Consider the following 20,956-nt stretch of genomic DNA (forward strand, 5'->3'; position numbering starts at 1 on the left):
GATGCTGCGACCAATTGACCAAAGCAGATCAATCATCTTCCTTCACCTTGTCGAAGCGCTCTTTGGTCCAGTAAAGTTCTGGGACGTCATCTTTAGAATTGAATCCCAATGCACGAACAGCTTTTGGTAATGCGCCTTGGTTCTTTACTTCGTGACCATCAACAACGGCGAACACATAAGAAGCTGAACGTTTGGCGTAAGTGCGCTTGCGTGGCTTGGTCATGAAACTAAACAACTCATCTTCAGTGATGTTGTAGTCACGCATCTGCTCAAGAATTGCATTCATCTTGTCATTGCGCTTTTGCTGCTGGTAGCCGTCAACTGAGTTGGTTATTACGGTTTTCACGCGACCTAGGTGCTCTGGTGTTACTTCGGCACTATCAAACAACTTCATCATGAAGTCAGCGTTCTGCAATTGAGTTTGTAGTTCGTCATTGTTGTCCATGGTTCTATGCTGTCTTTAGTTCCTTGTAGGTACAGCCAAAAACAATTGTTAGCGCCTTTGGATTTGCACCTTCCTTAAGAAGCTTCTTTGCTGTCACTAACTGACTGTCAATAAGAACATTTCCCCGTCCGTGCCTGGCATTTAACAGGAGCATTTTAAAATCCCGCCCCTCTTCCATAGCGCTCATGAATACCTAATTGAAATCAAAGTGTGCAGAATTATGCACTTCCAAAGTAAGCGCCATTGCTTACAATGAGGACGAACTTAACTGAGTAATTACTCTATTACAAGTATTTTTCGTCATTATAAATGACGTAAAACTATCAAATATGTCACCAATAGTGACATAACCTGTTTATTTGGTTAGTTCCCGGTAGTAAATTTGAGGCTCACCAAGAAAACTCGCAATCACTGCTAAGTCGGGCTATAAAGGTCACTTAAATGAAACTGCACAACAGACTTAAAGAAACAACTGAGAACGCTGACATCTATTTCAATCTTGTAGATAAGGTATTCACCCAAGAACTGATGGAAAGTAAGTGTTTGAAGTTGGAAATCACCGGAAAGGATAAACTGGCGCTAGCTTCCTTTTTGGATTACGCCACGTGGCGGGGGGATTTTGATGCGGTTTCTTCAATTGAGGAACTACTGGAAATAGACATATGAAAAAGACATCTGGCGAGATGGTTTCGCTTGAAGAGTTCGAAGAGCGCATGTCAGAAACAACGGCTAGGCTAATTGATTTAAACACGCGGTTTCGTGTTCATCGTGGTCATATTGCTTATGTTCGGCACGGTTTCAATTTAAACCTGCCTTGCTTCTTGCCTCCTTCGCACGTTGATTTTGAACTACCAGATAAAGAAATGGTGCGCCGGGTTGTTGCTTCGATAACCGATCGCGGTTTTAGCAAGTCAGATATTTGTTACGCGCTTGGCCTACAAACAAAGAACAATAGAACGCTGAATATCTGGATGAACGACAGCAACCCGGAGAAGCAGATCAATAAAAGCAATTGGGTTCTGCTCACGCAGTTGGCTGGTTTAACACTTACCACGATGCTAACTGATGAAGAGTTGTTGTATCGCGTGAAAATGTGCCAAGAGAAGCACCCAAACAAAGACATTGATTAATCAGTCCAGCTTACGGCGCATCTCCCCATTCACCACCGTGGGCTGATAAAGGAAGGGAACGAGCTAACAGAGTTAAGCTTATGGAAGCCAACTTACCAGAAAACCTAAAGCGCACTTATAGGATCGGACAATGAAGACAGCAACACTAGCCAAGACACTTGGTTGCGCCTCGCTAAATGAGGTTGCAGGTTTTTACCAAGTAACAACCCAGAACCTGCGCGACAAACACGCGAACAACCCAAAAGCTTTTATCGCTATGGTGCTCGGTTACAAGCAGGTTCAAAACCTTGATGTGATCAACACTCTTAATATTCAAGCTGACTAGCTGATTGAGCCCAGGAAAGGCCGCAAGCTAGCGGTCTTTTTTTATTGCTACAAACCAAGTAAATGACAAAATATTTGTCTTTTTACTGAAGAAAAGAAAAACTACAACGAAATCAATCAACTTATAGTTCAGCTCATCCGCTGCACAGGGGGACAACGATAGAGGTTAGGACTGAAGTTATGAACGCTTTTGAAATCGTAACAAAGTTCGCTCAGAAAGAATGAAACATCACAACAACGGAAGAGGCGCTTTGCTGGAGGTTTTACGGAAGCGACATGCACGAGTTCCTAGAAGACTACGTTGACCTGGACGAGGAAGAGATTGATTTTATTCTCGCTCACGATTGGGAATTGGTGGATACCAGCGGCGAAAAAGCAGACTTCTGTTCAACAATCTTCAGCTTTGATTGGTCGAAGTAGGAAGCTGTTTAAAACGCCAACGTTGATTTTGATGTAGTTCAGGCGGCTGTTCTTGCGGAATCAGTATCGAGAGCGCCAGCGATGCTTACCGAGGTCAGTACGAAAACGAAGAAGCTTTCGCAATGCAGTATGTTGAAGACTCTGGTTTGCTTGACGATGTACCAAGCGAAGTGGTGCGTTACTTTGATTATGAGCAATATGCCAGTGACCTGTTCTGCGGCGATTTCACAGAGCATGACGGACACGTGTTTAGCAACTGTTGAGGTACTTATGACAGGTTTAAGAATTGTATTACTGATTGTCGCGCTAGTTTACCTAGAGTGGGGATTGGCTCCCCAAGATAGTCACTGGAAAGCACCATACACAGATGGCATTTGGCAAAAGGTAGAGGTATCACAATGAGCATGAGTAACGAAGCAGCAGATGGCGTACTACAGTCGTTGGTACGCATGACTCACGGCGTCAAGGTGGACGTTCAGCCAGAAAAAAGATATTGGCGCGCTATCCCTGAATGGTCAGAAGGTGGAACCAAATGCCGTGACAGCGTTTGGATTGGTCATCGCCAAGATGGAACGGTTCATCTGTTCTTGAGTGGAAAGTTTATGCGCTTCCAGCAGGAAATTGAAAAGCTCGCCGTACGAGCTGAGCTAGATAGTCAGTCAACATTTCGCAAGCGCCTTTACGTACCGCTTGAAGATTTTACGCAGGTTTTGGGAATTATTAGTCAGGTTACCAAATGAAACAGATTATTTTCGGCCTAGTGGCATTAGTACTAATCGCGTTCAGTGGTTACCAAACAGCACAGCTACACAGAGAAGTTAGCGCTTTGAAAGAATCCACATTGATTCTGGTGCACAAGTTGGACCAACTTCAGGGGGAGCACGGTTAGCTAAAATCAGACACAGACGCGACAATTGAACAACTAATGGATTGGGTAGCCCAAGTGGACACCAAAGCAGAAGACAACTATTGCGACCTTCACGTTTCAGAGTGTGAAGGCTAACAACAAACATCGGCAGTGGAAGCTGGCGCAACAATTTAAATTTAACCAAACGAGACTAACCAAATGAAAAAAGTAATTCTAGCAACCGCAATCGCTTCAACTTTTGCAGCTTCAGCAATGGCGTCAGACATCTCTAGCCACTTCGGTCAAATTCGTCCACTTGGCGAGCCAGCGCCACAAGAGTCTAAAGCGGTTGTTCTTGACCGTCACGTTCAGAAAGAAATCCGCGATATTCGTGAGCACCAAACTTCAGGTCCAGTTTACAACATCGTAGCGAACCAGAATGCCGGTCAAATGAATACCCACGGTCACCGTACAGCTTCTCTTCCAGATGATGTTATCCAAGAGATGGTATTGAACCACGAAGCAGTGAACGAGCGCTTCCAGCGTCAAACGCTTCCATCAATCAATGAAGCTTTGTCAGATGTTCGTGGTAGCGCACAGGCAAACAAAGAAGCCATCGCACAGCAAGGCAGTGACCTTACAGCTGTTGGCGCTCGCGTTACTACCACTGAGCAGGTTCTATCGCAGCACACTGCAGTTCTAAACAACATGCAACAAGCGAACGGTCGTACCCAGAGCCGCATCACAGAGGCGCAAAACAAAGCTGATGGCAACAGCCAAGAAATTGGTCGCGTTCGCACCGAGATTCAAACAGTTCGTGGTGATGTTGATGCAGTAGCTAGTACCACTCGAATGATCGAGAAGCAGCAAGCTAAAGCAGCTAAGAAAGTTGATCACCAAGCGGGTGTAACCGCTAGCCAAGACCAAGCGATTATCGCCAATGCTGAAGCTATTGCAGACACTCAGCAAACGGCGGCTAGTCAGCTTCAGTTAATCAACGATGTGCAAGCACAGAGTGAAGGTAACGCAGATGTGATCGCCAAGGTAGCAAACCAGAACGCAAAGCAAGCCAAGCGCATTGCAGGCATGCAAGAACGCGCAGGCGAGCAAAGCCAACTGGTAGAAGAGGCGCACATGACCGCCAACACAGCTCTGTCTGAAGCGGGTATCGCACATGCAGCAGCTGAAGACGCTAAGTTCTTGGCGCAAACTAATCAGCAGGCTATCGAAGACAATGCCCATGCCCAAGACGCGACTGCAGAAGCTACGTACCGCAACATCAAGCGAGTAGAACGCCAAAGCAAGAAAGTGACACACCAAGGCACTGCTATTCGCCAAGCGCAGCAGGCAGCTCAAGCGACACAGCAAGGCGGTTTGGTACGTGACATGGCATTGGCTAGCGGTGTTGATCAAAATGCTCAAGGAATAGAGCTAGTAAATGAACAGGTGGAGTTCCAAGGTGAAGTAATGCGCCAGATGGTTGTTGGTGGTCGTGAAGCTATCAAGACTCAAAAAGCGCAAGGTAAGAAGTCTACTCACCAAGCGACTGTTACACGCCAGAACGCTCAGCGAATCGCTAACCTTGAGAACCGTGCATCAGTGCAAGCTGCTAGAAGTGCATCTGAAGTTAAGAAGCTAGCTAGCCGTGTTAAGGACAACAACAAGATGGCTAGAGAGAACTGGGATGCAGTTGAAGAGAACATCGCGGTAATCGATAAGAACTGGAATGCCATCGAAGACAACATCACATCTATTCGTAGCAACAGCCAACACGTGTCTAGCAACCGTACTGCTATCAACCACAACTCGCAGGCAATCGCTAAGAACTCACAGGACATCGCAAGCTTGCGCCAAGACTTCGAGAAGATGGCCGACGAGATGAACGGCGTTAAAGCACAAGCAGGCGCGTTCGCTGGTTTGGTACAACCTTATGGTGTTGGTCACATCAACACTACAGTGGCGCTTGGTCATTCTGGTTCTGAGTCTGCAATCGCTGCAGGTATTGGCTATCGAGTAACAGAGCAGTTAACCATCAAAGCAGGCCTAGGTTACGAGACTGTGGCTAGCTCAACAACTGAATATGTTGGTGTTGGTTACGAGTGGTAATAATAAAATGCAAAAATATTTTGCAAAAAGTGTTTAAAACGCAAATAAATGCGTATAGTCTAACTCATCCGCTGCACTACGGTGCAGCGTTTTTGATTTAACTATGCGAGGCAATGCAATGAACTTTCTAAACAACTACATCTTTGGCGATTCACTCGATCTATTTAATGGCCTAACTAGCGTTGATGGCTTCCTTTCCATGATCCAAAACTTTGGAGCCAATCTGCCACTAATCGTTGCAGTTATTGCAGGCTCTTACATCTGGTCACTAATTAAAGGGGAGAAGAAATAATAAAAGTACTAAACACAAACCGTCACGCACAGCTAGAGAAGATTTACGAAGCGCGCAACGAAATGGCAGAGAAGCATCAAAAGGAAGGTCAAGACCTCCGTGCTAACTATAGCCAAGGCTATGCTCGCGCATTGCTAAATGTGATAGAGATGCTTGAGAAGCCAGAGCTTTGGATTGTTGAAGTGAAGAGCGTTCTTGATGATGAGGTTCGGGATGTTAACAAGTACCACTTCGCTGAGAAAAGTGATGCGATGAACTTCATTACAGAGAAAATGACAACAGCAATTGCATGTGAACACCTTTACTACGTTTCCCCAGAGCTTGATGAGCTGCAGATTACATTAACAGGTGGTAGAGAGCGCTACTACTCTCTAAAAGAAGGAACTCTTCTGTGAAAATTGAGGCAATTAACCCAAGTAAGTGGCAAGCGGTTGTTAACCGCTTTGTCTCCCAGAACGAACGTTATAAATGGTTCATTAGCATGGGGAAAGACGAGACGTTAACGTGCCATCTGGCACACGAAAGAGCGCTGATAGCTTGGAACAAGCTTACCAAGCGCGAACAAAAGAACATCGGCAAACACATAGACACAACAGGATACTGAGATGGAAAGCAAGGGTGAAAAGATAGTAAACGTGGTTCGTTGGGTGATGTTGTTAGCAGTGGCTTACGCTGCTGGCAGCATTGCAGACTTAATCAACCCCGTGGCGTTCATTAACCAACACCAGTTCTTTAGTGACTGGTCTGGATTGGCTAAAGCGGGTTACTACCTTTTCAACTTAGCTTTGATCGCGCCTTTCGTGCTTTTTGCACTAACCAAAACAACCAAATTTTTCGACCGCGCTGAACGCCACATCGATAACGAAGAGTAACAACCATGAAAAAATTAGTAGCAGCAACAGCAATCACCCTAGTAGCAACAACTGCAGTCGTGAACCAAGACATGATCAGAGAGACTTACTACCAACAAACAGTTAACCCAAGCATTGAAGTGAACAGCGGTGTTACATCTTTTTGTGGTGTTGATGGTGCAAGTACAGAGACGCCAGGGCAACTAATTGAACAAGTTCGCACAACGTTCGATAGCTCGGCGTTCATCAAGCGAGTTATTGAAGCCAAAGACGTACTGATTGGCACTAGCGATAAGTACGAAGAGTTGAGCAACCAACTTGATCAGTTTGGCTATGACACTGACGAACAGCTTCAAAAGAATTATGACTATTACAGCAAGTATTCAAGCAAGTCTTCTGCTTATGCAAAGTTTGCCAAAGAAGCCAAACAACAAATCGAGTTCCGCAAGGCAAACCCTGACCTGACTCGCGACTCAATTAGGCAACAACGTGCATATGAGTACGAAGCGCTCGCAATGGCAGCTCAAGACAAAGTTGATTCTATGGTTGAGAAAGAAGTCAGTGCATTGGCTTGCAAGTTCGACCTAGACATTGCGGAGCAGCAGGCCATTAAAAACCAATTAGCCGTGACTTACTTCGATAAGCTCGACGAAGGCACACAACAAATGATGAATGACTACTCAGCTAAAAAGCGGCAAAGCAACAAAACCATTGCTAATGTGGCCTTCCCAAAAGCAGCTGATGCGATAGTAGCGTTCGTTGGTGATTCTATCTTGAACATCAAGCCAATCGGCAGCACTACCGAGATCGAAGACAAAGATGGATTCACACCAATTAAGACTCACATGGATATCTCATTGACGAATGCGTTTGGTCGTAAGCGCCTTGGAGAAGTAACGATTTCAGGTTACATCAACGGCTACAACCCAGTGCTTGGTTCTGCAATCGTAAGCAACATCAACATCAAGGTTGAAGACATCGACCGCACTGTGTTCTTGAAGCATGCAGAACGACTCACAGCAGAGTCAATCATCAACAACCAGATGGCAATGACAGAACTGAAGCAAGCACTTGTTAAGGAGTTCAAATAACCAAAATCTTTCCCAGTTCGCGCCTTGGTTCTGTTACCTGCAACGAATAAAATCATGGCGTACTGATTTATCATTATCCATCTCGTATATTGTCAATACATACTTGATTTGTCCCACGAAGACATACCTTAGTTAGTTGTCTGCTAGACAGCATGGCATTAAGCCAAAAGGCGTTGTTTTGATCATCTAATTTGGGTGGTCTTATTTTTGTCTTGTAATCCGTAAATGTTGTCACTCTTCAGCTTACCTAGCTAGAATGGCAGTCCAAACCAACGGAGATTGGTAGCTGCTATACCGTGCGGAAAAGACAACTAGAACAAGGTAGCAACATGATATACACCGAAGAGCTAGAGGCGAATCTAGTATCCCAAGTCGCAGAGCACTAAGCTCAAACGAACGTGGTTCCACTACACGAACAATACGGGTTCTGTCGCAAATTCTGATAAAGACGTGGCAGAGCCACTCTCTAGACGCAATCATCCTGCAAGTGCATAAAATTGTTCGTAGGCGGTTTCTCCAACTATCTCTATCTGACCACGCTTCAACATCGTCCACAACTCTCGGCCGTGAAGGCTCGCTGTTGCTCCCCTTAATGACTTCCACCCAAGGGCTTGGCACGTCTTCTGTTTTACCCAACGGTGACTTTGCTCCACGATATGATTGAGATATTTGATATCCAATATCTCAATCAGTGACAACATAAAGAAACCCGTTAACCAGAGTTGAATATTCATTGCATCGATAGCCGCGTAGTTGCTTTTACTCCCATCAATGACCACTTTCTCGGGGAGGCTATGTTGAGCTATCGCCTTATTCAGAAAGGCCTTGGCAGCAGCTTCATCGCGATTGGAGCGAAGATAATAATCAATGACGTTTCCAAACTTATCGACCGCTCGATAGTAGTAAAGCCCTTCTCCTTTCACTTTGATGTAGGTCTCATCCATGCGCCACGAAGTAGAGACAGGCTTTTTCTTTGATCTCGCTTTATGTTCTAAAACAGGTGTAAATTTGATAACCCAACGATTAATAGTTGCATGTTCCACACACACCACGTTCCCTCTGGATTTCTTCAATCTCGCGATAACTGAGTTTGTAAGCGAGGTAATAGCGAACGGTTTCGAGAATAACTTCAGAGGGAAAGTGGCAGCCTTTAAACATTATAATTAAGGGATTGAGTCGAAATTGGCCAAACCCGAACCTATAAAATTAAACTTTGCGACAAAACCGCCCGAAATGATACGCCAAGAGTTATGGGGACTGCTGCTGAGTTACAATATCATCCGGTATCAGATGATTAATATGGCGAAACAAATTCCGGGGCTACATCCCAATCAGCTGAGCTTCACGACAAGTGCAAATGCAATTATCCACTTAATTCATAGCTTCTGGCTTGAATCTGCTGGGACGATACCGAAACGAATAACCCACTTGCTTGAAGAAGCTCCCCACCATGTTCTCCCTATTAAGCATGAAGACAGAGTGTACCCAAGAGCTATAAAACCTAAAGCAAAGAAATACCCTAATAAAAAGAAAGCCAGTCAGCTTAACTGACTGGCATTAGCCTCAACAGGCCGTTTTTTCTATTTTCGGACAGATAGACGGGAATCGGGTTTTAGATAAATATTACTGTTTGTTTGTACAGTGCTTCAGGTTGGGTTATAATTTTCAGACATGTCCCTGACACGGATAAACATACGTATCTTCTCTTCTTAGGTTTTCAGTTTCACCGCACCGCATACTATGACCCGAAAAATTATCCACATAGATCTCGATTGTTATTATGCCGCAGTTGAAATGCGAGATAACCCAGAGCTAAGAGACATACCTCTAGCGATTGGTGGTTCTCAAAATCGGCGCGGTGTTATTTCTACCTGTAATTACATTGCTCGAAAATTTGGTGTTCGTTCAGCAATGGCGACCGCTCATGCACTGAAGTTATGCCCAAGCTTGACGGTCATAGGCGGAAACATGGAAAAGTACAAAGCTGTATCCAAGCAAATTCATAAGATTTTTGCTCGTTACACTGACATGATTGAACCACTATCACTTGACGAAGCCTATCTTGATGTAACTGAATCAAAGCTATTCAAAGGGTCAGCTACATTGATAGCCGAGGATATTCGCAGAGCCATCGAAATAGAACTTGGGCTTACGGCTAGTGCTGGTGTTGCTCCCATAAAGTTTGTTGCAAAGGTAGCCTCTGATATTAATAAGCCAAATGGCATTTGTGTTGTCCCGCCGAATGAAGTTGAAGAATTTGTAGATAATTTAGACTTAGGTAAGATTCCTGGTGTAGGAAAGGTGACACTAGAGAAACTTAACAAGCTTGGTTTGTACAAAGGAATTGATGTAAAAAACTATGATCAGCATATGCTGATTAAGCAGTTTGGAAAGTTCGGTACTTCTCTCTGGGAGCGTAGTCATGCGATTGATCGGCGAGAAGTAACACCAACACGCGTTAGAAAGTCCCTAGGTGTAGAGCGGACGTTTGCCAAAGATATTAAAACCGAACAAGAGTGTGCCGATGCGGTTGAAACGCTTTATGATGAACTAGTAAGACGTTTTGCTAAAATTGGTGATGATAAAAGGATAGTCAGGCAGGGAGTTAAGTTGAAGTTCGATGATTTTCAGCAAACTACTGTGGAACATAAGCAAATTAGTCTAGATAAAGCATTTTTTCTAGCGTTATTACAAGAAGCGCTATCACGAGCGAAGGGTCGTGGCATTCGCTTAATTGGTTTAACTGTTGGGCTAGAGCCCAAAGAGGGGCAAGCTAGTACGCAGATGACGCTTGAGTTGTAAAAGCACAAACTGGAAATCAGATTTCACTCTTCGTTCTTCAAAATATCTATGTAAGTGGGAATTGTAAGTGGAAACTATGATTTAACTCTCTGCTTTTATTGTGTTTATTGTGAACCTTATCCATATACTTACAAGTTGTACCAGCTAGTTTTACTCCGCAGCCGTAGAGATGCGTGACAATCCACATTATCGTGGCAAACCACTGGCTGTAGGCGGCAGTGAACGTCAGCGAGGCGTGATCAGCACCTGCAATTACGAAGCGCGCAAATTTGGCGTTCGCTCTGCGATGCCGACAGCGCAAGCACTCAAACTGTGTCCGAACTTGCTGTTGGTTCCAGGAAGAATGGAGGTTTACAAAGAGACCTCCAAACACATTCGAGAGATCTTCTCTCGTTATACTTCGCTTATTGAACCGCTTTCCCTTGATGAAGCCTACTTGGATGTCACCGAGTCTCCACACTGCCAAAATTCAGCAACACGTATCGCACAGAGTATTCGCAATGATATTTGGAATGAACTCCAGCTAACAGCTTCCGCGGGTGTAGCACCGCTTAAGTTTCTCGCCAAAATCGCATCGGATTTGAATAAGCCAAATGGTCAGTGCGTTATTCCTCCTGACAAGGTACAAGAGGTTGTCGATGGTCTTGATCTCGGCAAGATACCTGGTGTGGGAAAAGTGAGCCTAGAGAAGCTTAATAACGCTGGGCTTTTTACCTGCTACGATGTACGTACCAGTGATTATCGAGAGTTAATCATGAAGTTTGGTCGTATGGGGGCCTCGCTGTGGAAAAAAAGCCACGGAATAGACGAGCGCGAGGTTGTAGTAGAGCGAGAGCGTAAATCGATAGGTGTCGAAAGAACCTTTTCTCAAAACATCAGCCACTACGATGAATGCTGGCAAGTGATTGAAAACAAGCTTTTCCCAGAGCTGAAACAGCGTCTAGAGAGAGCACAGCCGAAACGTAACGTAATTAAACAAGGCATCAAAGTGAAGTTCGCTGACTTCAAACTGACCACCATTGAGCATGTCCATAATCAGCTCGATCTCGAATACTTTAAAGATCTATTGCGTGAAGTTCTTGAACGGCAAAATGGGCGTGAAATTCGCCTTTTGGGGTTAAGCGTCATGTTAGAGCCTCTCGAAAATGCACGCCAATTGACGATGTTTGAGTAAATTCCAGTGACTAACCATCGATTGTTTGCGTGGCAACCCACGGCTCGATATAGTGAGCGAGTTTAATTTGTCTCGATATGCCGAGTAGGAGAAACATGGATAAGCAGGTACTCATTGACGAACTCATTGAACAGCTCGAACAGCAAATCACCACCTTAAATTCTGCGATGGAGCAGACAGTAGATGCGGCGACGAACGAAGAAACGGTGCCTGAGCATAAATACGACACGCTAGCATTAGAGGCGTCTTATCTTGCCCACGGACAAGCGATGCGATTAGAAGAAATCAGGCGCGACATCACAATGTTGAAGTCGTTTACGTTGAATGATTTAGCCAGTGATAGTGCAATATCCTTGGGGGCATTGGTCGAGTTAGAAGACGTCAATGAAGAACACAGCTACTATTTTCTGTTGCCTACGGCAGGTGGTGCTAAGCTAGCTAACGAAAGCGTGGTGGTAGTGACACCGCACTCACCTTTGGGGAAAGCGCTTAAAGGTGGTGTTGTAGACGATGAGGTTAGTGTCCCCATCGGAGATCAGCGCCGCGTCTATGATATTATCTCAGTTTGCTAGTAGGGAAGGGACATCAAATGAACATTAAAACCCGTTTTGGTATTGTTGCTACGAGTTTATTTTTCACCGTTCCCAATGCCTATGCGTTAGGGCAGTGTGGAGTCGATATAAAGAATGAAGTTCATTTAAATGGTGAACAAGTCGAAGTGGTTAACGATGCTGCCTCGTCTCGCGTGCTGATTGATGAAAACAACAACCTGTTTATCAATGGTGAGCAAGTTACCCTAGATTCAGCTCAGCAAAAAGCGCTCGATAGCTATCGAGAGAACATGAATACCTATGTACCTAAAGCAAAAGAGCTAGCGGCAAGTGGTTTAGCTATTACCAACGATCTTATCGATGATGTTGCCGCAAGTTTTGATGACTCCGAAGCGTTCAATAATGTTAAGACCGCACTCGCTGAGTTTTTTGCCGATGTTCAATCTCGTTACCAGCAAGGTGATGAGTTTGTTTTACAGTCAGATGCGTTTAGCTCATTTATGGATAACTGGGAGCAGGACTTAGCGAAAGCAAAAGAAGTGTTCAACAAAGAATTTATGAGTAGCGCATTCACTGCACTTCAAGAAAAGATGCAGCAAGAAGGTAGCCTAAATCTGACAGAACTGTCTAAGCAGTATAATGAACTCAAAGAGCGTATGTCGGGCACGCTAGAGCAACAATCAGAGTCACTTCAAAAACAAGCTAAGGACTATTGCGACTCGCTTAATGATGTTGCTGAGGAAGAGCAACAGCTTCACAAAAAGATTCCTGAGTTGAAGGATTATCAGGTGTTTACTATCTAGCCTTTAAGTCTGCATCAAGCCTTGAGTAGATTCCTGCCTGCGCAGGAATGACGAATCTCTAGAATGAATGCACTCAAAATGGCCGTCACTCCAAAAACTGCCGTCACCCCACTAGCCGTGCGCCTGCGCACGCAGGGGTCTTCTCAAAGCGATCTCCTAGTCTCAAATAGATTCCTGTAAGCACAGGAATTACAGGAGCTGTGCACTGTAGTCACATAGGTAACACTTTAAACCGGCCACATAGGTAACAGTGTGACCCCAAAAAAGATAGCAACAACCAACGAATCGGACTTGTCCTGACTAATGCTCGTAAATTAATACTTACGGTCGCAAAACTCATCAACATTGGCCGATCTAACCAAATAAATTGCCAAATCCCGACTTTTATCTTAACGTACCAGCAAACTAGTACGTAAGAATAAATTGCAGTGGATATTTCAAACTCAACGACAGCTCCAAGAGAGCATTTTGGATCTCGATTAGGCTTTATTCTGGCTGCTGCGGGTGCAGCGGTTGGTTTAGGCAATATTTGGGGATTTCCAACCCAGGCAGCGAGCAATGGCGGCGGGGCATTCCTGCTTGTCTACTTAGTCATGATATTGGTGGTTGCATTTCCAATGCTGGTGGTCGAAATGGCGATTGGTCGTCATGGTCAAGCGAACCCAGTAGACAGTATGAAATCACTGACCAATCACCCGCTAGGCAAGCGACTGGGTGGTTTAGTCGGTTGGATTGGCTTGATGGTGCCTTGCGCGGTACTAGCATTCTACTCAATCGTTGGCGGTTGGTTAATTTGCTTTCTCTTCGGTGCGCTGGCTGAAATCGTTGGTGCGAATGGACTTGCGGATTGGTTCAAAGGCTTTAGCGTCGAGCGTAATGTATTTGGTACTGTCCTTTTCTATCTTCTGACGGTATTGATTGTCCAAGGTGGTGTGAAACAGGGCATTGAAAAGTGGTCGACTCGCTTAATGCCATCGCTATTCATTCTTTTCGCTTTGCTGTTCGTCTACATCATGATGCAGCAAGGTGCGATGGAAGGTTTAAAACACTATCTTATCCCTGATTTTGAGAAGGTATGGGATAGAAAGCTAATCCTAGCAGCGATGGGGCAGGGCTTCTTTTCACTGACAATCGGTGGCTGCTCGATGCTTATCTACGGGTCTTACTTATCTAAGAAAGAGAATCTTCCGAAGATGGCGATGAATGTGACCCTGGTAGATACTTCTGTCGCCTTTATTGCCGGACTTGTTGTTATGCCTGCGATGTTTGTGGCGATGCAAAAAGGCGTTCAGATTTATGCTGAAGATGGTGCTTTACTGAGCTCAGATACGCTCGTGTTTACGGTATTACCTTTAATGTTTGAGTCCTTGGGCCTACTTGGTCTTGTATTCTCGGTGGTGTTTTTTCTTCTTCTAACGATCGCGGCGCTTACGTCTTCTATTTCTATGCTTGAGTGCCCAGTGGCACTGGTAGATGAGCGCTTTAACACAGGACGTAAGAAGACCAGTTGGGTGTTAGGCGCTGCTATTGCGCTGTTTAGTATTTATATCGTGTTTAATTTCGGCGACCTATTTGGTTTGGTTGCAATGATTGCGACACAGTACCTGCAGCCAATAGCGGCATTGTTGTTCTGCTTATTTGGCGGTTGGGTTTGGAGCCGAGCTGGCAAAGTCAAAGAGCTAGAGCAAGGTTGTCCAGACTTTCAGTTAGGTTGGTTTGGAAAGGTTTGGCCCTTCTACGTAAAATTTATCTGTCCGGTATTAGTGGTAACCGTTATTTGGGCATCGTTTGGCTAGACGCTAATGAACCCTTAAACCAAAAGAAAAACCGCCAAGTATAACTTGGCGGTTTTTGTATTCTATGAATTAGGAGCTCTAGCGGAACTGACCCGCTTCTGGTAAGAAATCAAAACCAGCGCTCGCCAGCTTCTCTACCAACGCTGACTTACTGATATCGAAGTAATTCACCAGCTTATCCAAATCGCCACCAAAGTCATCTCTCAACTTCATGTTGACGATGCTCATCAGCATAACCGGATCCATCGTTTCAAAATTGGCTAGATTCATGGTGAGGTCTCTATTTGTCTTCGAAATCTGAAATCAGAAGGTTAGCGGCAGCAAAAGCGGCTTTTTCACGAACGTCTTTCGGTAGATTTTCATCTGCTGCGACATCATTAAGCGCACGAACCGCGCAAGAGATCGCCTGAGGGATGTAAGCCTGATCGCCACTGCCAATCTGAGCATAAATTTCACGAACCAATTCGCAACAACCGTAAACTTGCATAGTGTCTTTCTCTATAAATGATAACTGGTCTCAATATACACAGGCTGTATTCGAAACACAAAACTGGCGTTTGATATGAAACAAAAAAGCCGATGTTTTGGTTAAACATCGGCTTTTTATTGGCTTAACTGGTTGGATTACGCTTTAGCTGGAATCGCTTCAAGCAGTGCAACCATTTGGTTCCAGAATAGCTCAACCGTATCAATCTTCACCTTCTCGTCAGGAGAGTGTGGGAACTTGATAGTTGGACCGAAAGATACCATGTCCATGTTTGGATAAGGTTCTTTAAACAGACCACATTCTAGACCAGCGTGGATCACCATGATGTTTGGTTTATGACCGTAGATACCTTCGTACATATCGCGGAAGATAGCCATGATCTCTGACTCAGGATCAGGTTTCCAGCCTGGGTAAGCACCAGAGCACTCAATCGTCGCACCTGCAAGCTCAGCGACAGACGCCAGCATGCCTTCAACTTGAGAGCGACCAGAGTCGATAAGTGAACGGATCAAGCAAAGTACTTCAACTTTGTCTGTTTGGGTCGTGATGACGCCAACATTAAGAGACGTTTCTACAACACCTTCGATGTCATCGCTCATGCGGATAACACCATTTGGACATGCGTTAAGTGCTGCGATGAAGCGCGTTTGAGATTCAGAGGCAAACACATCAGCGAGATCCGCAGCTTCGTTGAATGACACGATGTCAGTCTCAATAGCACCAAGCTCAGATTTTAATAGCTCAGTGTAGAAGCTGTATAGTTCATCTAGCTTAGCTAGGTTCTCTTCTGGTAGCGCCAGAGTAACGAAACCTTCGCGCGGGATTGCGTTGCGAAGGCTGCCGCCGCGGAACTCGATAAGACGAGCGTCAAGCTCTTTCGCATGACCCGCTAGGAAGCGACCTAGTAGTTTGTTTGCGTTACCGCGACCGGTGTGGATATCACAGCCAGAGTGACCGCCTTTTAGACCTTTTAGTGTTAGTTGGCGAGCAACATAACCCTGTGGTGCAGATTCACGTGCGATGTCAAAGGTAAGCGCTGCGTCGATACCGCCAGCACAGCCCATGTAGACTTCGCCTTCTTGCTCTGAGTCAGTGTTTAAAAGGATATCGCCTTCAAGCCAACCCGCCTCAAGACCGAACGCACCCGTCATGCCAGCTTCTTCGTCGATGGTTAGCAGCACTTCCAGAGGGCCGTGTTTGATATCGTTAGACGCAAGAACGGCTAGGCACGTAGCCATGCCGATACCGTTATCGGCACCCAAAGTCGTGCCTTTCGCGGTTACCCACTCGCCATCAATGTATGGTTGGATAGCATCAACAGTGAAGTCGTGATCGGTATCTTCGTTTTTCTGAGGAACCATATCAATGTGTGCCTGTAGAACCACACCTTTCTTGTTTTCCATACCAACTGTTGCCGGCTTTTTGATGAATACGTTACCCGTTGTGTCACGTTTAACATCAAGACCTTGCTCTTTTGCCCAGCCAATAATGTACTGTGCTAGTGCTTCTTCATGTTTTGATGGATGAGGGATTGAGCAGATTTTGTCAAAAAATTGCCATACTGGGGCTGGTGACAACTTACTGATTTCAGAGTGGAATTCAGACACAGAACTCTCCTTTATTCGGGCTTTGCTAGGTTGTTCTTCGTCAGATGTTTAAATTCACGGTGTGAACATCTGGATTTCTAGCTTATTAAAGACAAAGCAAAGGATACCACTAGTTGTAAACATCTAGTAGTGAAACCGAAGAGATAATGTAATGGGTCATGTCAACTTTCGTGACTGGCATAGTGTGCGCCAATGCATACTAATGACATTAATATCCGTAATAAAATTACAGAATTTGTGGTTTTTGATAGGTTAAATGAAATATTTGTGACTTTGATCATCTTTGTGGTTGTAATTTTAATCCGATATGGTATTCTTTTCACCAGTTGAGAGAATCAACACAATGCTCACGGACAGAGCCCGATTTATCGCCTCCAAGGAACCGAGACTCAAAGCAACGTTTTTCCACTATTTGTTTTGTTAGAAGGTGATGTTATGAAAGGTTTAGCAAGCGCGATGTTTTGGACGAATCAAAACGTATACACAAAAGACTTCGCGTACAACGTCTACTACGGTAGATAAGCGATACGTTTTCCCCCTATTTTGAAGAATTTATAGTTGGTTACATACCCCAATTGATGACCAAATTATTCTACCGCCACTCATATGAGTGGCGTTTTTTTTGCCTTTTTTCCGTGAAATGCCGCCTTTATCTCAAAAAGTGTGGCTACTTTTTGCGCAGTTGTCTTGGTTAGTCGCTATGATGGAAAAGGGCGCTTTCTCGGTAACTATTTCAAATTGTTAGTGATCGTTACCATATGAGTTTCATATCAAGAGGATAATTCGCTGTTTAGAGTGAAAATTCTAGCTGGAATTTGCGTTTTGATAACCTTATAATTCGCGCCAATCGTTTACGCAACCGTTTACTTTTTACACTTTTAGGGATTCGATTATGCTCGAAAGGCTGTTCAAGCTCAGTGAAAACGGCACAACAGTGCGCACTGAGATTATCGCAGGTATCACTACGTTCCTGACGATGGCTTACATTATTTTTGTTAACCCAGCAATTCTTGCTGACGCAGGCATGGATCGCGGCGCAGTATTTGTTGCAACCTGTTTGGCAGCTGCTATCGGCTGTTTCATTATGGGTTTTGTAGCAAACTACCCAATCGCACAAGCACCAGGCATGGGCCTGAATGCTTTCTTTACCTACGCAGTCGTACTGGGTATGGGTTACACATGGCAAGTGGCACTGGCAGCAGTATTCTGCTCTGGTATCTTGTTCATTCTTTTGAGCGTGTTTAAGATCCGTGAGTGGATCATTAACTCGATTCCAATGTCGCTTCGAACAGGTATCTCTGCAGGTATTGGTTTGTTCCTGGCGCTTATCGCGCTGAAAAACGCAGGTATTGTGGTTGATAACCCAGCGACACTTGTGTCTCTAGGTCACATCACTTCTCTTCCAGCAACGCTAGCGGCTGTTGGCTTCTTCATTACTATTGCTCTTGTTCACCGTGGCGTGAAAGGTGCGGTAATGATTGCGATTCTAGCCGTAACAGGTCTTGGTCTGATTTTTGGTGACGTTCAGTGGGGCGGCATCATGTCTACACCACCAAGCATCGCGCCAACCTTCATGCAGCTTGATTTCTCGGCTGTGTTCGAGATAGGTATGATTTCTGTTGTGTTTGCTTTCCTATTTGTTGACTTGTTCGACACGGCGGGCACGCTAGTTGGTGTAGCGCAAAAAGCTGACCTTATCGGTAAAGACGGCAAAATCCCACGTCTAAATAAAGCACTACTGGCTGACTCAACAGCAACATCAGTAGGTGCGCTACTAGGTACATCAAACACCACTTCTTATGTAGAAAGTACTGCTGGTGTTGCAGCAGGTGGTCGTACTGGTCTGACTGCAGTAGTTGTTGGCATTTTGTTTGTACTTGCATTATTCTTCTCGCCTTTGGCGGGTATGATCCCAGCTTACGCAACTGCGGGTGCGCTATTCTATGTAGCAATTCTAATGATGTCAGGTCTAGTCGGTATTGACTGGAGAGACATTACTGAAGCGGCGCCGGTTGTTGTGACTTGTTTGCTGATGCCTTTCACATTCTCAATTGCAGAAGGTATCTCACTTGGCTTCATCGCTTATGCTGCTATTAAAGCACTGAGTGGTAAAGGTCGCGACGTATCCATGAGTGTTTGGGTAATGTCTGCAATCTTTGTCATCAAGTACATTGTGGCTGCTTAAGTCTCGAATACGGTTTAATTAGGTTATTATTATGGCTAACAAATTCATCATCACTTGGGACAATATGCACGCATATTGCCGTCAACTCGCTGAGCGTCAAATGCCAGCGGAACAGTGGAAAGGCATTATCGGTGTAAGTCGTGGCGGTCTAGTGCCAGCAGCGATTCTAGCTCGTGAGCTAGGTATTCGTTATGTAGATACAGTATGTATCTCAAGTTACGACCACGATCACCAACGTGATATGACTGTACTTAAAGCTCCAGAGCACGACGGTGAAGGTTACCTAATCGTTGATGATCTTGTGGACAGCGGCGACACAGCACGCAAAATCCGTGAGATGTACCCGAAAGCTAAGCTAGTAACCGTGTGCGCTAAGCCAGCTGGTGTAGAGCTAGTTGACGAGTACATTGTTGATATCGACCAAGATTGTTGGATCGAGCAGCCATGGGATATGGCACTGTCTTACGTTGAGCCAATTAACCGTAAGCAAAAGTAAACAGTGATGTTTAAAAAAACCGCAACTTTTCCAAGTTGCGGTTTTTTTTTGCTCGAAATCCAGCATATTTGCAATCAACCGTCGTCAACCCTGAAACATGGATTTCAGATATTTAACAAACCAAGTCACTAACAGCGATAGAACCACGTTAAAATGTCGATAAAACCCCTGAATAATGATGATTATTCGATTATATTGATGCTGTAATCGTAATAGTTGGTGCGCGTATGTCTGAAGAAGTCAGTAAAAATATCTCCGAAACCTTGTTTGAAAAGAACAAACAAGCAAAGGAAACCTCCCATCTCATTCGATATATGCCAAGTAGCATGGAAATTCTTGAGCGCCGCCGCGCTGAGAACCCGAGTTCTTGGTACCGGAACCTGTTGCGTCTGCAATGGGCATGGCAAGGTATTGACCCTATCGAGTTGGAAGAGACACTTGCCAAAATTGCGTCTTCTGATCACTCAAGAACAATAGATGAGTGGCTCGATACGGTTATGGGCTACCACGGCGGTAACTGGAACTATGAGTGGACCAAGCTTGGGATGCTTCACCAAAAGCGAGCCAACGACCTTACAGGTGATGCTGCAGCAGAAGAGCTGTTTAAGGCCTCATTGAGCTTTAGTATCGCTGGCTACCCACACCTGAAAAATGACAACCTAGCCTTGCAGGCTCAAGTGTTGGCGAATAACGCTTACAACGAAGCGGCCAAACACACCAGTCATATTATCAAGCAGGTAGAGGTCCCATATAAAAATAAGCGGATTACCGCCAACCTCCACTTGGTGAGCACTGAAAAACCCCAACCTGTTGTGATCGTGAGTGCAGGCCTTGATTCTCTGCAAACAGATATGTGGCGTTTGTTCCGAGATTATCTAGCGCCGGCGGGTATCGCTATGCTGACTGTCGATATGCCATCAATAGGGCACAGCTCTCATTGGCCGCTGACCGAGGATACGTCATGTCTGCACCAGGCTGTGTTAAATGAGCTTCCTAATATTCCTTGGGTCGACCATTTCAAAGTAGGGGTGCTGGGTTTCCGATTCGGTGGTAATGCTATGGCTCGCCTCTCATTTCTAGAGCCAGAAAAAATCAAAGCCTGCGTAACACTTGGAGCGCCAATCCATCACTGCTTGGCTTCTCCGCAAATCATCCAATCTATGCCAAAGATGTACCTAGATATGTTGGCATCTCGCATTGGTAAAGATGCAGTGGATATTAATAGTCTGGCAGGGCAACTCACGGCCTGGTCACTTAAAGTGCAAGGGTTCTTGTCGTCACGTCGCACTAAAGTGCCTATCTTGGCGATGAGTATGGAAGGCGATATTGTCTCGCCGATATCAGACAACCGCCTGCTTGCTATGTTTAGCCAGTATGGAAAGTCGAAACAGATTCCGTCGAAGGGCATTGCAAAAGGGTATGCGCAATCCCTCGAAATGGCGATTAAGTGGTTGGAGGACGAACTTTTAAGGTGACATTTGTGTGGAATTAGTTAAATATGAAATCAGTATGTAATCAAGCATATGATAAAACTATAATTATCCTATAA

The 20,956-nt window shown here is 44.9% G+C and carries 25 protein-coding genes and 3 pseudogenes; 23 read left to right on the top strand and 5 right to left on the bottom strand.

Translation table 11 applies throughout. From position 1 onward, the window contains the following. Positions 1-28 precede the first annotated feature (28 nt). Positions 29-445, bottom strand: a complete 417-nt coding sequence (locus tag J4N45_RS11410; protein ID WP_252011201.1) for a hypothetical protein — start codon at positions 443-445, stop codon at positions 29-31. 441 nt (positions 446-886) lie between these two features. Here J4N45_RS11410 and J4N45_RS11415 point away from each other — a divergent pair, with 441 nt between their 5' ends. From J4N45_RS11415 to J4N45_RS11475, 14 genes are all read left to right on the top strand, one after another. Further along, a complete protein-coding gene (locus J4N45_RS11415) occupies positions 887-1,111 on the top strand; it encodes a hypothetical protein (protein WP_252011202.1) in 225 nt (74 codons plus the stop codon). Beyond that, complete coding sequence (locus J4N45_RS11420) at positions 1,108-1,575, top strand: hypothetical protein (RefSeq protein ID WP_252011506.1); 468 nt, start codon at positions 1,108-1,110, stop codon at positions 1,573-1,575. The genes J4N45_RS11415 and J4N45_RS11420 overlap by 4 nt, the downstream gene beginning before the upstream one ends. 130 nt (positions 1,576-1,705) lie before the next feature. Continuing rightward, positions 1,706-1,900 (top strand): hypothetical protein, encoded by a 195-nt coding sequence (locus J4N45_RS11425; protein ID WP_252011204.1) that lies wholly within the window; start codon positions 1,706-1,708, stop codon positions 1,898-1,900. Positions 1,901-2,175: 275 nt separating this feature from the next. Next, positions 2,176-2,319, top strand: coding sequence for a hypothetical protein (locus J4N45_RS11430; RefSeq protein ID WP_252011205.1), 144 nt, complete (start codon positions 2,176-2,178; stop codon positions 2,317-2,319). Positions 2,320-2,384: 65 nt separating this feature from the next. Then, complete coding sequence (locus J4N45_RS11435) at positions 2,385-2,582, top strand: antirestriction protein ArdA (protein WP_286036904.1); 198 nt, start codon at positions 2,385-2,387, stop codon at positions 2,580-2,582. 7 nt (positions 2,583-2,589) lie between these two features. After that, on the top strand, positions 2,590-2,721 hold the full coding sequence (locus tag J4N45_RS27210; RefSeq protein ID WP_286036861.1) for a hypothetical protein: 132 nt from the start codon (positions 2,590-2,592) through the stop codon (positions 2,719-2,721). After that, complete coding sequence (locus J4N45_RS11440) at positions 2,718-3,059, top strand: hypothetical protein (protein WP_252011207.1); 342 nt, start codon at positions 2,718-2,720, stop codon at positions 3,057-3,059. Before J4N45_RS27210 ends, J4N45_RS11440 begins: the two co-directional genes overlap by 4 nt. Beyond that, positions 3,056-3,208: a hypothetical protein gene (locus J4N45_RS11445; protein WP_252011208.1), complete on the top strand. Its 153-nt coding sequence runs from the start codon at positions 3,056-3,058 to the stop codon at positions 3,206-3,208. Before J4N45_RS11440 ends, J4N45_RS11445 begins: the two co-directional genes overlap by 4 nt. A gap of 177 nt (positions 3,209-3,385) precedes the next feature. Then, the gene (locus J4N45_RS11450; protein WP_252011209.1) at positions 3,386-5,272 is read left to right on the top strand and encodes a YadA-like family protein; all 1,887 of its coding nucleotides are present in this window, start codon (positions 3,386-3,388) and stop codon (positions 5,270-5,272) included. 118 nt (positions 5,273-5,390) lie between these two features. Then, the gene (locus J4N45_RS11455) at positions 5,391-5,564 is read left to right on the top strand and encodes a hypothetical protein (protein ID WP_252011210.1); all 174 of its coding nucleotides are present in this window, start codon (positions 5,391-5,393) and stop codon (positions 5,562-5,564) included. Positions 5,565-5,626: 62 nt separating this feature from the next. Then, positions 5,627-5,959, top strand: a complete 333-nt coding sequence (locus tag J4N45_RS11460; RefSeq protein ID WP_252011211.1) for a hypothetical protein — start codon at positions 5,627-5,629, stop codon at positions 5,957-5,959. Continuing rightward, a complete protein-coding gene (locus J4N45_RS11465) occupies positions 5,956-6,168 on the top strand; it encodes a hypothetical protein (RefSeq protein WP_252011212.1) in 213 nt (70 codons plus the stop codon). The genes J4N45_RS11460 and J4N45_RS11465 overlap by 4 nt, the downstream gene beginning before the upstream one ends. A 1-nt stretch (position 6,169) precedes the next feature. Then, positions 6,170-6,436, top strand: a complete 267-nt coding sequence (locus J4N45_RS11470; RefSeq protein ID WP_252011213.1) for a hypothetical protein — start codon at positions 6,170-6,172, stop codon at positions 6,434-6,436. Between the two features lie 5 nt (positions 6,437-6,441). Further along, entirely contained in the window at positions 6,442-7,506 is a 1,065-nt protein-coding gene (locus J4N45_RS11475; RefSeq protein WP_252011214.1) for a hypothetical protein, read from the top strand. A 476-nt stretch (positions 7,507-7,982) separates the two neighbouring features. On the opposite strand, the pseudogene J4N45_RS11480 reads toward J4N45_RS11475, so the two are convergent. Beyond that, a pseudogene (locus J4N45_RS11480) lies at positions 7,983-8,664 on the bottom strand (IS6 family transposase). A 60-nt stretch (positions 8,665-8,724) separates the two neighbouring features. Here J4N45_RS11480 and J4N45_RS11485 point away from each other — a divergent pair. From J4N45_RS11485 to J4N45_RS11510, 6 genes and pseudogenes are all read left to right on the top strand, one after another. Further along, positions 8,725-9,057: pseudogene (locus J4N45_RS11485) on the top strand (IS4 family transposase); the annotation flags it as partial. A gap of 189 nt (positions 9,058-9,246) precedes the next feature. Beyond that, complete coding sequence (dinB, locus tag J4N45_RS11490) at positions 9,247-10,308, top strand: DNA polymerase IV (protein ID WP_252011215.1); 1,062 nt, start codon at positions 9,247-9,249, stop codon at positions 10,306-10,308. A 151-nt stretch (positions 10,309-10,459) separates the two neighbouring features. After that, positions 10,460-11,482 (top strand): annotated as a pseudogene (dinB, locus tag J4N45_RS11495) (DNA polymerase IV); the annotation flags it as partial. 95 nt (positions 11,483-11,577) lie between these two features. Further along, positions 11,578-12,054, top strand: coding sequence for a GreA/GreB family elongation factor (locus J4N45_RS11500; RefSeq protein ID WP_252011508.1), 477 nt, complete (start codon positions 11,578-11,580; stop codon positions 12,052-12,054). Between the two features lie 17 nt (positions 12,055-12,071). Continuing rightward, positions 12,072-12,836: a YggN family protein gene (locus tag J4N45_RS11505; RefSeq protein WP_234495377.1), complete on the top strand. Its 765-nt coding sequence runs from the start codon at positions 12,072-12,074 to the stop codon at positions 12,834-12,836. Between the two features lie 434 nt (positions 12,837-13,270). Continuing rightward, positions 13,271-14,632, top strand: a complete 1,362-nt coding sequence (locus J4N45_RS11510; RefSeq protein ID WP_252014686.1) for a sodium-dependent transporter — start codon at positions 13,271-13,273, stop codon at positions 14,630-14,632. A 78-nt stretch (positions 14,633-14,710) separates the two neighbouring features. Here the strand turns inward: J4N45_RS11510 and J4N45_RS11515 are convergent, their stop codons facing one another. From J4N45_RS11515 to J4N45_RS11525, 3 genes are all read right to left on the bottom strand, one after another. Continuing rightward, entirely contained in the window at positions 14,711-14,902 is a 192-nt protein-coding gene (locus tag J4N45_RS11515; protein WP_042477590.1) for a DUF4250 domain-containing protein, read from the bottom strand. Positions 14,903-14,912: 10 nt separating this feature from the next. Continuing rightward, entirely contained in the window at positions 14,913-15,119 is a 207-nt protein-coding gene (locus J4N45_RS11520) for a YaeP family protein (protein WP_042477592.1), read from the bottom strand. 137 nt (positions 15,120-15,256) lie between these two features. After that, positions 15,257-16,726 carry an aminoacyl-histidine dipeptidase gene (locus J4N45_RS11525; RefSeq protein WP_252011509.1) on the bottom strand — a complete coding sequence of 490 codons (1,470 nt, stop codon included), beginning with the start codon at positions 16,724-16,726 and terminating at the stop codon, positions 15,257-15,259. Positions 16,727-17,618: 892 nt separating this feature from the next. Between J4N45_RS11525 and J4N45_RS11530 the strand changes: the two genes are divergently transcribed. The 3 genes from J4N45_RS11530 (at position 17,619) to frsA (ending at position 20,882) form a co-directional block, all read left to right on the top strand. After that, positions 17,619-18,911 (top strand): NCS2 family permease, encoded by a 1,293-nt coding sequence (locus J4N45_RS11530; protein ID WP_042477594.1) that lies wholly within the window; start codon positions 17,619-17,621, stop codon positions 18,909-18,911. Between the two features lie 31 nt (positions 18,912-18,942). After that, on the top strand, positions 18,943-19,407 hold the full coding sequence (gene gpt / locus J4N45_RS11535; RefSeq protein WP_042477599.1) for a xanthine phosphoribosyltransferase: 465 nt from the start codon (positions 18,943-18,945) through the stop codon (positions 19,405-19,407). Between the two features lie 227 nt (positions 19,408-19,634). After that, positions 19,635-20,882, top strand: a complete 1,248-nt coding sequence (gene frsA / locus J4N45_RS11540) for an esterase FrsA (protein WP_252011510.1) — start codon at positions 19,635-19,637, stop codon at positions 20,880-20,882. The last annotated feature ends 74 nt before the right edge of the window (positions 20,883-20,956 follow it).

Origin of the sequence: Vibrio sp. SCSIO 43140, assembly GCF_023716585.1 — a bacterium.
GTDB lineage: Bacteria > Pseudomonadota > Gammaproteobacteria > Enterobacterales > Vibrionaceae > Vibrio > Vibrio maritimus_B.